The sequence below is a fragment of the Candidatus Sulfuricurvum sp. RIFRC-1 genome (assembly GCF_000310245.1).
Classification (GTDB): domain Bacteria; phylum Campylobacterota; class Campylobacteria; order Campylobacterales; family Sulfurimonadaceae; genus Sulfuricurvum.
On the sequence record NC_020505.1, the window covers coordinates 227,396 to 241,381 of the forward strand.

Here is a 13,986-nt window from a genome sequence, read left to right on the forward strand (position 1 = left end):
GCATGGATGTAGCATTTATCATCGAAACGATTGTTAAAATCGTCGTAATCTTGTTGATCTTCTCAGCGCTCGCAGGTCTTGGGACCTATTTTGAGCGTAAAGTGCTGGCGTTCATGCAACGCCGACTTGGACCGATGCACGTCGGACCGTTCGGATTGCTTCAAGTTGCAGCGGATGGGATCAAACTCTTTACCAAAGAGGATATTATCCCTCAAAATGTCGTTAAGCCGATTTTTAAAATCGCTCCGGTTATTACGGCGGCAACGGCATTTATGGCTTCTGCGGCAATTCCGTTTTGGCCGCAGTTTACGGTATTTGGATACACAGTGCATCCGATCGTTGCCGATATCAATGTCGGTATTCTTTACGTTTTAGGGGTTATGGCCATCGGATTGTACGGACCGCTCCTTGGGGGGATGGCATCAGCGAACAAATGGTCATTGATCTCTGCAGCACGTAGTGCCGCGATCTTCATTTCGTATGAGGTTATTTCGGGATTATCGTTATTGGCACCGTTGATGATGGTGGGTTCATTGTCATTAATCGACATCAATAACTATCAAGCAGGAGGGATCACCCACTGGATCGTATGGTCGCAGCCGGTCGCGTTTATCCTTTTTTGGATTGCCGCATTTGCTGAGACAGGACGTACTCCGTTTCACCTTGTTGCAAACGACCATGAAATTATCGACGGTTTCGGTACGGAGTATTCGGGTATGCGTTGGGGTCTTTTCTTCATCGGTGAATATGCGAATATGTTCTTTATCTCGTTTGTAATTGCAATCATCTTCTTGGGCGGTTTTGGTGATGGGACTATCGCAGGGGCAATTCAGCTCTTGATGAAAGTAGCGTTTTTCTTTTTCTTTTTCCTTTGGACCCGTGCTGCATGGCCGGATGTTCGACCTGACCAATTGATGTGGTTGTGTTGGAAAGTATTAATGCCGATCGCGGTGCTCAACATTGTTGTCACCGGTATCGTGATGATGTTCTAAGGAGGTTGGGTTATGCATCATGAAGAACCATTTACGAATCGTAATGTGAGCGAGTCATCGGCTTATTATTATGTTGATATCGAAACCTATCCGACTTCAGGATGGGATAAATTTAAACAAGTAGTCAAACGTACGTTTAACGGAGAGCTTTTCGTAGGTCTTTGGGTAGTACTGCGCGAGATGATCAAATTTGACATCCATACGCTCCAATATCCACTTGAAAAGCTCCCTATCGGACCGCGTTACCGTGCGGTTCATAAACTGTTACGTTTGTGGGAATCTGGATATGAGCGTTGTATCGGATGCGGATTGTGTGAAAAAATCTGTATCTCCGATTGTATCCGTATGGACACCCGTATCGATGAGAACAGCCGTAAAGAGGTAACCGAATACAGCATCAACCTCGGTCGTTGTATTTTCTGCGGTTATTGCGCTGAAGTGTGTCCTGAGCTGGCTATCGTTCATGGCGGGCGTTATGAGAATGCCTCTGAACAACGCGCCCATTTCGTTATCAAAGACGATATGTTAACCCCGCTTGATTTGCTAAAAGCAGGTGAACAAGCAGAATACCCAGGCTTCGGAGCCATCATCCCAGGAAGCGACGCGTCGGTCAAAAAGACCCCGTTGGCGTATTAAGGAGTCAATGTATGTTTGAAGCAATCGCTTTTTATCTGTTTGCGGCCCTCACGATCGTGATGTTTACCATCACGGTTATGACGAGCCAAGCGCTTTATGCGATTACCGCAATGGCGGCGGGGATGATTTTCATCTCGGCATTTTTCTTTATTTTGGGTGCCGACTTTTTGGGTGCGATCCAAATTATTGTTTATACCGGAGCGGTTATGGCGTTGTATGCATTTGGTATGATGTTTTTTGACACTACTCGTAATGTGGTTGAAAAACGGACTAATCCGCAAATCGTATTTGTTTTGGGTACGTTAGCGGCAGTCATGGTGGTAGCGATTTTCGTAGCACCGATCGTTTCCAATAATATTCAAGCCCTTTACCCGATCCAAGAAGGTGTCGGTAATTCTCAAGCCGTCGGTATGATTCTCTTTACGAAATATCTTGTTCCGTTTGAACTTGCAGCGGTTATGTTGTTGGTTTCAATGATCGGCGGGATTGTTTTGGCCGGTAAAAAAATGGATAAATCATTAACGTTGATGAAAGAAGAAGATATCGGTTCAATTGACGATGGTTTTGAAGAAATACAAGCAGGGGGACACCACTAATGGAAGTTACACTCACCCATTATCTTGTTTTATCCACTATTTTGTTTGCAATCGGTTTGATCGGGGTCATGCGCCGTAAAAATCTTTTGATGCTCTTTTTTGCAACCGAGATTTTACTTAATGCAACCAACATCGCATTTGCGGCGATTTCTCACTATATCGGTGATTTGAGCGGGCAAATGTTTGCATTTTTCATTATCGCGATTGCGGCATCGGAAGTAGCGATCGGGCTTGGTCTGCTCATCGTATGGTACAAACGTACCGGTAAGATCGACCTAGATCAAATGAATTCAATGCGAGGATAGGCTATGGAACTTTATTTATATATTGCACTCTTTGCTCCACTGGTAGGGTCGCTTTATGCGGCTCTTTTCAGTGCATCACCTAAATCGCAGCATGTCGGTATCGTGGCATCGGGATTACTCTTTACCTCTTTTGTGAGTAGTGCGATTTTGCTCTCTTACGTTTTGAGCGGACATATTGTTCATACCGAAATGATGACATGGATGGCGACAGGTGATCTTTATATCCCGTTTGGATTTGTGGTCGATCAAGTAAGTGTTGTTATGATGATGGTTGTTACCATCGTTTCAACCGTTGTTCATATCTACTCTATTGGATATATGGATCACGATAAAGGGTTTAACCGCTTCTTCTCATGGCTTTCAGCATTCGTTTTCTCGATGATGGTACTGGTTATGAGTGATAACTTTGCAGGTCTCTTTATCGGATGGGAAGGTGTTGGTCTTTGCTCATGGGGACTCATCGGCTTTTGGTACCACAAAGAGTCGGCTACGTGGGCAGCGAATGAAGCGTTTATTATGAACCGTATCGCTGACCTTGGGATGTTAATCGGTATTTTCTTGTTGTACTGGAATACCGGCTCACTCCAATACGATGTCGTATTTGCTGAAATTGGAAACCTTCCATTAGTGGTTACAACATGGATCGGTATTTTCCTCTTTATCGGGGCGATGGGTAAATCGGCGCAGTTTCCACTCCATACATGGCTTGCCGATGCGATGGAAGGTCCTACTCCGGTTTCTGCATTGATTCATGCGGCAACCATGGTTACCGCAGGGGTTTATCTCGTTGTTCGTGCCAATCCGATTTATGATTTGATCCCGAATGTCGGGATCTTCATTGCAAGCCTCGGGGCTTTTGTTGCCCTTTTTGCGGCATCGATGGCACTGGTTAACCGCGATATGAAACGTATCATCGCGTATTCAACCCTATCACAGCTCGGATACATGTTCGTAGCCGCAGGTTTGGGCGCATACTGGGTTGCATTGTTCCACCTTATGGCACATGCCTTTTTCAAAGCGTTGTTGTTCCTCGGTGCGGGTAATGTTATGCACGCCATGCACGATGAACTCGATCCGTTTAAGATGGGTGGATTGCGCAAAGTGATGAAAGGGACATTTATTATGATGACCCTCGCTTCCGTCGCATTGGCCGGTATCTATCCGTTTGCCGGATTCTTCTCGAAAGATTTGATTTTGGAAGTTGGATTTGTTGAACACCATTATGTTATCTATACGGTATTGTTATTGACTGCAGGACTAACAGCGTTTTACTCATTCCGTCTTGTAGCGTTGATCTTCCATGGGGAAGAGCGTTATAAGCTTTTCGGTATCCACCCGCATGAAGCGTACAAATTTATGTTGGTGGGAATGTCACCATTGCTTATTTTGGCAATCATTGCAGGTTCATTTAAAATGACCTATTATCAATTGGTGATTAACATTCTCCCCGATACCCAATATCATGTACACAGTGAAATGACCTATTGGATTATGACGATCGGAACACAACTGTTTGTAATCGCGGCAATTGCATTCGCTTACAAAAAATACAGCAATTGGAACAGCGTACCGGACGGTACCTCTAAAATGGAAAATAGTTTTGGCTACAAATTACTCTGGAATCAGTATTACATTCCGAAGTTTTATGAAGAGGTGTTTTCTAAACCGTATGCAGAACTCTCTAAAATCGCGTGGAAACAAATCGATCTTAAAATCGTTGATGCAACGGTTGATGGGATCGCAAATATCATCTACAAAACGGGTGAAAATACACGCGATATTCAAAATGGAAATCTCTCCACGATGCTTCGTTGGATGGTCGTCGGTTTAGTTGTTTTAATAACACTGGCCTTCGCCTTTACCGTCGGATACAACGCGGTTGGCGCTTAAGGAGTAATGATGATAGATCATATTTTAACACTTTTAATTTTCTTCCCTGCATTGGCTGCAATGCTCGGGTTTGTCGTCACAAAGGATAGCATGCGTGCGTACGGTATTGCCGTTGCATTCATCGAATTTGTCCTCTCTTTGTGGTTGTGGTATGCGTACGATCCGATGATCTCGGGGATGCAGTTTATGGAGTCAATGCCGTTGATTCCGCAGTTTGGTATTAATTACCTCTTAGGTGTCGATGGAATTTCACTGTTCATCATTATCCTTTCAACATTTTTCACGTTGATCGGTATTGCATCATTAACCGAAACACGCCGTTTAAAAGATTTGATTATCACCTTGCTGTTTCTTGAAATGACAATGGTGGGTGTATTTGCCGCTCTTGATGCGATCGTGTTTTATGTATTTTGGGAACTTTCTCTTGTTCCGATGCTCTATATCATCGGAGCATGGGGCGGACCGTTGCGTATTTACGCGTCGATCAAATTTTTTCTTTATACTTTTACCGGTTCATTGGTGATGCTCGTCGGTATGCTCTTTATGGCGTACTTCTATTACCAAGCAACAGGACAATGGAGTTTCTCAATCCTTGAGTGGTACCGTTTGATTTTGCCGGAGAACTTCCAGTTGTGGTTGTTTGCCGCATTCTTTTTGGGCTTTGCGATCAAAGTTCCGATGTTTCCGTTCCACACCTGGCTTCCGTATGCCCACGGTCAAGCACCAACCATCGGTTCGGTTATTTTGGCAGCAATCTTGCTCAAAATGGGTACGTACGCATTTGTACGTTTCTCATTGCCATTGTTCCCGGACGCATCCGTATTCTTTATGTTCCCGATTGCTATTATCGCGATCATTATGATTATCTATACGGCGATGGTAGCGTATGCGCAAGAAGACATTAAACAAGTGGTTGCCTACAGCTCGGTTTCTCACATGGGGGTTATTATCCTCGGAACGTTTGCGCTCAATGTTGAAGGGGTCAGCGGTTCGGTATTTTTAATGCTGGCACACGGTGTTGTTTCAGGGGCGCTGTTCTTGCTGGTCGGCGTTATTTACGATCGCCGCCATACGAAATTGATGTCAGAATTTGGTGGTCTTGCAACCGTTATGCCGCGTTATGCAACCATTTTCGGAATCATGATGATGGCTTCTGTCGGTTTGCCTTTGACCATTAACTTCGTAGGGGAATTCTTGAGTTTACTCGGTTTTTACAAACAGTCTCATATGTTAACCCTCACCGCCGGTGTCGCGATTATCGTTGGAGCTATCTATATGCTTGCGGCGTACAAAAAAATGTTCTTTGGAACCGTTACCAATGAGGCAAATCGTAACTTGAAAGACGTTAACCGTACCGAGATGCTTGGGTTGATACCTTTGGTTATCGTGGCAATTTGGTTGGGTATCTATCCAAAACCGGTATTAGAGCCGATCAATAACAGTGTTGAGTCCGTCATTCAGTTGATGCACGATAAAGCACAAAGTCCTGAAGCAAAAGCACGTATTCCTGATTTAACAGGTAAGAATGATACTATCTCACTGCAGGAGGCGCACTAATGTTGGAGCCGATTAATGTTTCACTAGCGTCGCTTAATTTAGCGACCTTAGCTCCGATGGTTGTCGCAATCGTTGGTGCACTGACTATTTTAGTGATCGATATGATAAAGGGGGGGTTAAACAAATCATTATACGTAATGATCAGCCTTCTTTTCTTACTCCTTGATTTGGGTGCATTGGTCGATTTTGCCGGTGTTTTTCTTAAAAACGGAACGATTTTAGGGTTCTTTGACGTCATGCTGATGGATGGGATTGCGATCCTTTCACAAATTATTATTGTTGTCGGGTCCATGCTATTTATCCCATTGGCACTAACCTCAAAACGTTTTCATGAGTATGATTATCCTGAGTATTTTGCCCTCTTCTTGTTTATGATTGCGGGCTTCCAGTTTATGGTAGCTACCGATAATCTTATTTTGATTTTTGTCGGTTTAGAGACAGCATCGTTGGCACTTTATACCTTGATCGCCTTACACAACCGTTCTAAATCGTTTGAAGCGGCAGTGAAGTATTTTACGATGGGCGCACTGGCAGCCGGTTTCTTTGCATTCGGTTCGATGATTTTATACGCCATCAGCGGTTCGGTTGAAATTAACCAAATTGCTACCGTATTGGCAGAAGATCATTACAGCAATATCGGATATGTACTTGTCGCAATGGCATTTATGATCGCGGCATTTGGATTCAAACTCTCAATGGTGCCGTTTCATACGTGGACACCGGACGTATATGAGGGTTCATCAGCGGCACTTGCCGGTTATATGTCTATCGTTCCGAAAATCGCAGGATTCGTCGTCGCAATGCGTTTGTTCGAATTCTTGGTACACAGCGGTGTCGTATGGCTTCAAGTGATTCTCTACATCGGAGTGGTTGTGACGATGACCGCTTCGAATATCTGGGCATTGGTTCAGAGCGATGTTAAACGTATGTTGGCGTACAGCTCTATCAGTCATGCCGGTTTTGTAATGGCGGCAATTTTGATCGGTACGACACAATCAAATACGGGTTTATTCTTGTATTGGGCATTGTTTAGCTTTACCAATCTTGGTGCGTTTACCATGCTATGGGTAAACCGTCAGAAAAATCTCCTTCCGGGACAAAGTTCGGATCATCCGTACGAAAAATTCTCAGGTATGGTAAAAACCATGCCGATGGGTGCGGTGATGATGGCGTTGTTTATGCTCTCTCTCGCCGGTATTCCACCGTTTGGTCTGTTTTGGGGTAAAATATACATGATTGGTTCAGCGGTAAGCGCAGGATATACCGTTCTGGCTCTTATTATGGCGCTTAACTCGGCAATCGCAGGGTATTATTACCTCAAATTGATTGTTTTCATGTTTATGAAAGAGCCGATGGTAGGGTATGAAAAGTTCTATTTTATGAATGCTTCACTCTCTCTCAAAACCATTATCGGGATAGCAGTTGTCGGGACTATTTTTGCAGTCTTTGCCGTGAATCCTTTGTTGAAAGTTATTACGCTATTCGTGTATAATAGCGGCTATTAAAAGGAAGATAAAAGGGGGATAGATTGAGATACTGGATCATTCTATCTCTTTGGTTCCCCCTTTTGGCATTAGAACTTACCCTTCAGAGCGGTAAAGAGAGTGGGGAAAAATACAGCGTTCTCCATCTTCGCGAATCTTCCCCCTTTACGTGTCAAGCCACACAAGATGATTTTGGTGAGACAAAGCGTATTGACTGCCGTTTTCCCAAATCCCCTAAACAAAAATTTCCTCCGATTGACAATGAAAGGTTTAGCGTTAGTGCAGCCACATCACCCCAAGGATACACCCTAACGATTCTTCCTAAGTCTAAAATGAAATTAATGCCGGTAGTGTTTAATCTCACGAAAGAGTCCGATACCTATCAATCGGATGTGAAAAAGTCGAGCCACTGGAGTGTAGTCGGGTATGCGAAAAAACTCCCTTTGCTCAGTATCTCGGCACCTTCTGCCGATGGGATTAATTTTCCGGTAAAAATTAAAAAAAATAACCGCCCATATATTGGAGGATTGGATCTCAAGGGAAATCCGATCAAAATATCACGAGTGCAAGATGTAACCGATTATATGAATATGAAAAAGGCGTATGAGGCTAAAGATTACGATAAAGTTCTTGAACTCTCCGAATATACTCTAAAAAATTATCCGAAAACCGTCTTTAAAAATGAATTGATGCTCTATCAAATTCGAGCGCTTCATTATGAAGATGAATCCGAAAAGCTCTTGGAAATCGGTAAGCAGTTTTTGAGACTTTATTCTTCGGACCCTAATCTTGCCGAGGTATTGGCATATATGGGGAACGCCTATGGAAAAGTGGGTCAGAGTACGGATGCCGATTACTTTTTTGATCGTTTGTTTAATGAACAATCAGAAAGTCCATTTGCGTCACTCGGGATGATTTACAAAGCAGAACAGCTGGAAAATTCCGGCAGTTCAAAACAAGCGATGATTTATTATCAACGTTCACTTGCAACGAGCAGTGATGTCGGTATAGCGTCTAAAGCGGCATTTAGACTCGCACAGATTGAACTGGCTAATGGTAATACCAAACAAGCCGCACATTACATTGAAAAAATCACCTCTGCAAATTCCAAGTATTTAAAAGAAGTACTTGAAGATGCGATGCTAATGGCAGAAACATTTTATGACCGAAACGATCCTAAAACAGCTTTACGCATTACCGAGGCACTTTTAAGTGTGATCGATCCGAAATCGTCCGTGCATCCGCAATTGTTGAAAAATCTTGGATTTCAGTATGCTAAAGCGGGAAAACAAAATGAAGCGCTGAAACGGTTTAATGAATATCTGGAAACGTATAAATACGGTGAATTCGTTGAAGAGGTACGACGGGCAAAAGACGGATTGTTTTTTGAAGATGGGGAGAAAAACACCACTGAAGAGATCAAAAAATACGATGATCTGATTGGACGTTACGGAGATGACAGTGTCGGTCGAAAAGCATTGTATAAAAAAGCGCAGTTATTATTAAAAGAGAAAAAATACCAAGAGGTATTGGATTTAGAAGATGAGCTGTACCGTTTGGATTCGACCGAGTATCCGCAGACCAATACGTTGATTTCAAAAAGTGCCATTGGATTGGAAAAATCGTTTTTGAAAGAGGGCAAATGCGCTGAGGCGATGAAATTTCAGAAAATGTACAAAATAAAACTTCTTCCGGAATGGGATGAGGCCCTTTTTAACTGTGCACTGAAAACGACACAATATGCTACCGCTAAAAAAATAGCGCAAAGACATCTAAAAGCCCCATCGGTAGCTGAACGTCAAGTGTGGCTATCGCGTATGGTAAAAACGCAGTTTGGTTTAGGGGAGTATAAAGAAGCGATTAAAGGGGGCGAAGAACTGATAACCCTTTTGGGTGTTGAGAAAAACCCTCCGCTTAATGATATCTATCGCACGATGTATGATGCGGCACAGCGTGTCGGAGATGCCGAGGGGATGATACGTCATGTCAAATTGATCGAAGCTGCCTACCAGAATGATTTTAAAGATATCGAGCGTTATACCCAAATGGTGAGTTTAGGGCTGAAACGCAAAGATGAAGCGATGACGCAAACCTATGCTCGTAAGGTGATGGCGTTGCAAGAGCGGACGAAAACCTATACGCAAAGCCCTTATATTGAATTTACGTTGGCTCAATCGTACCAAAATATCGGAAAAGACACCGATGCGTTAAAAGTATTGAGAACACTAAATCCGCGTAAGCTGGTGAATGAAAAACGCTCACGTCAGCAGTATTTGATCGGAGCAATTGAGCAAAAATTGGGGAATAAACGTCAATCCAGAGAGGCGTTTAATGCGAGTATCAAAGCCGATAAAAACTCCGCATGGGGAAAACTGGCCAAAGACGCACTGTCACTATTTTAAAATTATTTCGGCGATACCCATGAGTTCTTCGGATAAACCGCTGGCACTCAAAGTAAACTGATGAGTATTAAAAGTCTGTTGCCGCTTCGCTAATTGTCCTGTATGGATGCTGATCTGATCGATAAGCTCATTTTTTGTCAGTTTTCCGTCTAAATACTCCAATGTTTCAACTATCCCGATCGATTTCATACTGTTGGGGATTCTTCCGTAGAGACGTTCGAGCTCGGCAACTTCATCAATCAGTCCCGAATGAATCATTTTGTCGGTACGCAGAGCAATTCGATTGCGCAGTATCTCCCGATCAACCTGCAAATTGAGTACGGGACACTCGGTGATGATCGGCTGCGGCGGATGAGCGTGAAACCATTCTGAGGGAGCCAACCCCGATTCGAGATAGATGAGGAGCATTTTTTCGATCCGATAGGTATCACTTGGAGTGATTTTATCCATTGTGAGAGGATCGATATCGCTCAATAGACGATGACATTCACTCAGATCACTGAGCATAGCTTTTGTTTTTTGCAGAGTCTCAGGAGAATAATCGGGAATTTTAGATAAACCATCGATCATGCTTTTGAGGTAAAAACTGCTTCCGCCGACAATGATGATGTTTCGGTTTTCCCTCAACGCTTTATTTCGTATGGAGTGATATTCATCGATAAAAGTGATGACGCTGGCTGTTTCATCCGGTTTGAGCCGATCAATGCCGAAATGCTCTACCATTGAGAGCTCAGATTTGGAAGGTTTAGCCGAGGCGATATCGATCTCTTTATAGATACTGAGAGAATCGATGGAGAGGATTAGGGCATTATACTGCTGTGCAAGAGAGAGTGCCAAATCACTCTTGCCTGATGCCGTGGAACCGATAATCGCTAAGGTTTTCATAAATGACATTATATAACTTTTAGTTAAAGCGTTCGCCCTGAGCTCAAGGAAACATCGCTTCGCGTGCGGTATCCTTGTTTTGTCGAAGGGTAATTTTATGGTTCGACGAGCTCAGCACGAACGGATTTTATGATGACAAAGAGAATTTACGATAAAATAAAGTCATTATGATTGAAAAGGGTTATTGTGAAACGATTAGTGAAAAGATTACAAGACTTTAATGAGCTGGTGATGTTTCAGCACAGTGTCTTTTCGCTCCCTTTTATTTTTATTGCGATGATCGTAGCGGCGGATGGCTGGTTTGGCTTTAAACTTCTCATTTTGGGTGCATTGGCAGCGATCAGTGCCCGTAATGCAGCCATGGGATTTAACCGCTATGTCGATCGCGTTTACGATCAATATAATCCCCGCACAGCAGGACGTCCCAGTGTGGATGGCCGTCTGGACGGGGCATCCATTGCTATTTTTACCGCTGTCAACGCTTTAGTCTTTATGGCGGTAGCCTATTTTGTCAACGATTTAGCATTTTATGTGAGTCTGCCGGTACTTCTGGTACTGTTTAGTTATTCGTATTTCAAACGCTTTAGTTCGATGGCTCATATCGTCTTAGGGATATCATTGGGCCTTGCACCGATGGCAGGGGCAATAGCGGTTTTGGGAACGGTACCTCTGTGGTCCGTTTATTTGAGTATTGGCGTCGTTTTTTGGGTGGCAGGGTTTGATTTGCTGTATTCATTGCAGGATATGGAATTTGATAAAACAAATGGCCTTCACTCTATCCCATCACGTTATGGGAGCAGTGCTACCCTTAAAATTTCCGTTACCTTTCATCTTTTGAGTGTTCTGTTCTGGGGGCTCTTTGTCAGTACCGCAGAGTTAGGATTCTTTGCTGTTGCCGCTATTGTTTTTAGTGCCTTGATGCTTACGTATGAGCATTACCTCGTACGTAAAGATTTTACTCAGATCGATCGGGCTTTTTTTACGGTGAACGGCTATTTGGGCTTTGTGTTTATCGGATTGATTATTTTAGATAAGGTGGTAAATCTATGAGTGATGTACGTTTGATTGAAGCTCCGCTAGAGATCATATTTAGTGTTGAGAGCAGCAACAAAGTTGAATTTGATCGTGAATATATACAGCTGAGCGAAGTAGAAAATGATGCAATAGGCCAATGGCTCCGTAACGCAAGAAGTAAAGGTGAATCGGTGGATGATACGGTAGTGATACAGCTGTTGGTTGAACTGTATCGAAAAATAGATCACTTAGAACAGGTATTGCTCCTGAGTGCACCGAAGAGGACTGTGTTATCGTATGAGGGCAAGATTAGTAGAATCGGGTATGAGCATTTTGAACTGCTTGAGCCGCAGCTTGAAATCGGCCAAAATTATTACGCGCGACTCGAAATGCCGGTCCATCCTAAGAGGGAAGTCAGTTTTTATTTTGAGGCTCTTTCTCCTACTCTGGCGAAAATTGTTCGGATGCACCAAAAAGATACCAGCGACTGGGCAAGTTACATGATGGCACGTGAGCGAGCTATAATTCGCCATTTAAAAGGATATGAATGAATTACACCATCGAGATAGCTCTTGTCGCGTTGGCAATATTACTCATGGGGCTTATTTATTATGTCATCAGCAAAGAGGGGGAAGTCGCTTCACAAATTCGTTCGATTGCCAAGGCGGTCGATGATCTGCATCGTGAACTCTTTATGATGGACAAACGGCTTAAGCAAGAGCTGGAGATTATTGCCTCGCTTCAAGAGAGTACTCCTATGAGTCAGAGTTCTCTTCATGCTGAGCTTGGGCGTGAGGTGAATGAAATCTCGGTTCCGATCCTGGAGTCATTGGCTCATATCGAAGGGAGTTTGAGTGCTTATAAAGAGAAGACGGAGAACCGATTACGTTACCTCGAAGAGCGAATCCGAAATCTCTCTCTTCCTACGTCGATCAGCGGGTTAGATGATGAAAAAGTGATTAGCCGCTACAATCAAGGATTGGAAGTCGATGCTATCGCCAAAGAACTTCGCCTTTCAAAAGCGGAAGTAGAATTTGTTCTAAAAATCAATCAGCTTCGCTGATGGTGTATTAATTACTTTTTAAGCTTATCTAGCTATAATTTCGTTCTCTTTAAAATGCGTCCGTAGCTCAGCTGGATAGAGCACCGGTTTGCGGTACCGGCGGTCAGGGATTCGAATTCCTTCGGGCGCACCACTTACAAACACCGTAATTATCAACCCTTCAACTCCTAAAACCAAACACCTAAGAATCCAATCATTCGCATCATTGATCCCACTTTTTTTTGATAACTCTATTTTTCGTCATCTTGTACTTGATACAGGAGATGGATAGATTCCGTGTCGTGGCACGGAATGACGATATTATTGTTTATTTTTTCGTGCAGTAATTTCGCCCAAAAAGCTTTCCAGGTCGTATTTAACGCGGTATTGCGGAGTGAGGATATGGATGAGGATGTCACCCAGATCAATTGCAACCCAGTCTCCGCTTTCATCAACGTACAAAAACTGCTCTTCGGGTTTGAGCCCTTTTTTGAGGTGATCGAGCAACGCTATGGTGTGACGCTCTCCTAATGATGATGCGAGAATAACGTAGTCGGCGAAATAATCGCTACCATGAAGGTCGAATACTTCGATTGCTTCGGCTTTATTTTGATCGAGAATAGCACTGATCTTTTCAATTCGTGGGTTCACAGATGTTCCTTGTAGTAGGTTGTAATTTTTTGTTCGATATTCGCCTCCAACCCCAAAGGGCTTCCCGAGGCACGAAAATCGCTTGAACTGATCGGTGCGTTGATAGTGAGCCGAATCATATTTTCCGGGATTGGGATGTCGGAGCGTGCTGCAACGACCCAGTGCACCATAGTATTAAGTTCATTAAAAGAGTGCCAAGTTGGCAGTTTTTCGAGATTATCGGCTCCGATAATGAGGTAAATCTCATCGCATTGAGTCGTATAATGTTTTACCGTTTCGATGGTATACACACTTTTTTCTTGGGTGATCTCAAAATCGCTGATTTCTACCTTTTCCAAAGGGGCAAAAATTTCTTTCAACCACTCGTAACGGAATGCTCCATCAGCGACAACGGAGGGCTTGAACGGATTGCGCCATGCAGGGACAATAATAACCTTATCGACACTCAAAACTTCCAGCGCTTTGGTAACGACAGCGACATGTCCGGCATGCGGCGGATCGAAACTGCCGCCGTAGAGTGCAAGCTTCATGA

Annotated in this window: 14 protein-coding genes and 1 tRNA gene; 12 read left to right on the top strand and 3 right to left on the bottom strand. The window is 43.5% G+C overall.

The annotated features are described in order from the left end of the window. Positions 1 to 2: 2 nt before the first annotated feature. The 8 genes from nuoH to B649_RS01255 are packed head-to-tail and all read left to right on the top strand — an operon-like array spanning position 3 to position 9,862. Positions 3 to 992 carry an NADH-quinone oxidoreductase subunit NuoH gene (gene nuoH, locus B649_RS01220; RefSeq protein WP_015652676.1) on the top strand — a complete coding sequence of 330 codons (990 nt, stop codon included), beginning with the start codon at positions 3 to 5 and terminating at the stop codon, positions 990 to 992. Between the two features lie 12 nt (positions 993 to 1,004). Continuing rightward, on the top strand, positions 1,005 to 1,628 hold the full coding sequence (nuoI, locus tag B649_RS01225) for an NADH-quinone oxidoreductase subunit NuoI (RefSeq protein ID WP_015652677.1): 624 nt from the start codon (positions 1,005 to 1,007) through the stop codon (positions 1,626 to 1,628). An 11-nt stretch (positions 1,629 to 1,639) separates the two neighbouring features. Then, positions 1,640 to 2,224 carry an NADH-quinone oxidoreductase subunit J gene (locus tag B649_RS01230; protein WP_015652678.1) on the top strand — a complete coding sequence of 195 codons (585 nt, stop codon included), beginning with the start codon at positions 1,640 to 1,642 and terminating at the stop codon, positions 2,222 to 2,224. Next, the gene (gene nuoK / locus B649_RS01235; protein ID WP_015652679.1) at positions 2,224 to 2,529 is read left to right on the top strand and encodes an NADH-quinone oxidoreductase subunit NuoK; all 306 of its coding nucleotides are present in this window, start codon (positions 2,224 to 2,226) and stop codon (positions 2,527 to 2,529) included. Before B649_RS01230 ends, nuoK begins: the two co-directional genes overlap by 1 nt. A 3-nt stretch (positions 2,530 to 2,532) precedes the next feature. Beyond that, positions 2,533 to 4,419 (top strand): NADH-quinone oxidoreductase subunit L, encoded by a 1,887-nt coding sequence (nuoL, locus tag B649_RS01240; RefSeq protein WP_015652680.1) that lies wholly within the window; start codon positions 2,533 to 2,535, stop codon positions 4,417 to 4,419. Between the two features lie 9 nt (positions 4,420 to 4,428). Then, positions 4,429 to 5,976, top strand: a complete 1,548-nt coding sequence (locus B649_RS01245; protein ID WP_015652681.1) for an NADH-quinone oxidoreductase subunit M — start codon at positions 4,429 to 4,431, stop codon at positions 5,974 to 5,976. Further along, the gene (nuoN, locus tag B649_RS01250; RefSeq protein WP_015652682.1) at positions 5,976 to 7,481 is read left to right on the top strand and encodes an NADH-quinone oxidoreductase subunit NuoN; all 1,506 of its coding nucleotides are present in this window, start codon (positions 5,976 to 5,978) and stop codon (positions 7,479 to 7,481) included. Before B649_RS01245 ends, nuoN begins: the two co-directional genes overlap by 1 nt. 23 nt (positions 7,482 to 7,504) lie before the next feature. Further along, positions 7,505 to 9,862 (top strand): hypothetical protein, encoded by a 2,358-nt coding sequence (locus B649_RS01255; protein WP_015652683.1) that lies wholly within the window; start codon positions 7,505 to 7,507, stop codon positions 9,860 to 9,862. Here the strand turns inward: B649_RS01255 and miaA are convergent. After that, positions 9,854 to 10,747, bottom strand: a complete 894-nt coding sequence (gene miaA, locus B649_RS01260; protein ID WP_041192488.1) for a tRNA (adenosine(37)-N6)-dimethylallyltransferase MiaA — start codon at positions 10,745 to 10,747, stop codon at positions 9,854 to 9,856. The genes B649_RS01255 and miaA overlap by 9 nt on opposite strands. Positions 10,748 to 10,933: 186 nt before the next feature. Between miaA and mqnP the strand changes: the two genes are divergently transcribed. The 4 genes from mqnP (at position 10,934) to B649_RS01280 (ending at position 12,957) form a co-directional block, all read left to right on the top strand. Next, on the top strand, positions 10,934 to 11,797 hold the full coding sequence (gene mqnP, locus B649_RS01265; RefSeq protein WP_041192366.1) for a menaquinone biosynthesis prenyltransferase MqnP: 864 nt from the start codon (positions 10,934 to 10,936) through the stop codon (positions 11,795 to 11,797). Next, entirely contained in the window at positions 11,794 to 12,312 is a 519-nt protein-coding gene (locus B649_RS01270) for a hypothetical protein (protein WP_015652686.1), read from the top strand. Before mqnP ends, B649_RS01270 begins: the two co-directional genes overlap by 4 nt. Next, on the top strand, positions 12,309 to 12,824 hold the full coding sequence (locus tag B649_RS01275; RefSeq protein ID WP_015652687.1) for a hypothetical protein: 516 nt from the start codon (positions 12,309 to 12,311) through the stop codon (positions 12,822 to 12,824). The genes B649_RS01270 and B649_RS01275 overlap by 4 nt, the downstream gene beginning before the upstream one ends. Positions 12,825 to 12,880: 56 nt before the next feature. Continuing rightward, positions 12,881 to 12,957, top strand: a tRNA-Arg gene (locus B649_RS01280). Between the two features lie 167 nt (positions 12,958 to 13,124). Here B649_RS01280 and rsfS read toward each other — a convergent pair. Together rsfS and nadD are read right to left on the bottom strand one after the other, a co-directional pair. Then, positions 13,125 to 13,454, bottom strand: a complete 330-nt coding sequence (gene rsfS / locus B649_RS01285) for a ribosome silencing factor (protein ID WP_015652688.1) — start codon at positions 13,452 to 13,454, stop codon at positions 13,125 to 13,127. Next, positions 13,451 to 13,984 carry a nicotinate (nicotinamide) nucleotide adenylyltransferase gene (gene nadD, locus B649_RS01290; RefSeq protein ID WP_015652689.1) on the bottom strand — a complete coding sequence of 178 codons (534 nt, stop codon included), beginning with the start codon at positions 13,982 to 13,984 and terminating at the stop codon, positions 13,451 to 13,453. Before nadD ends, rsfS begins: the two co-directional genes overlap by 4 nt. Between the last annotated feature and the right edge of the window lie 2 nt (positions 13,985 to 13,986).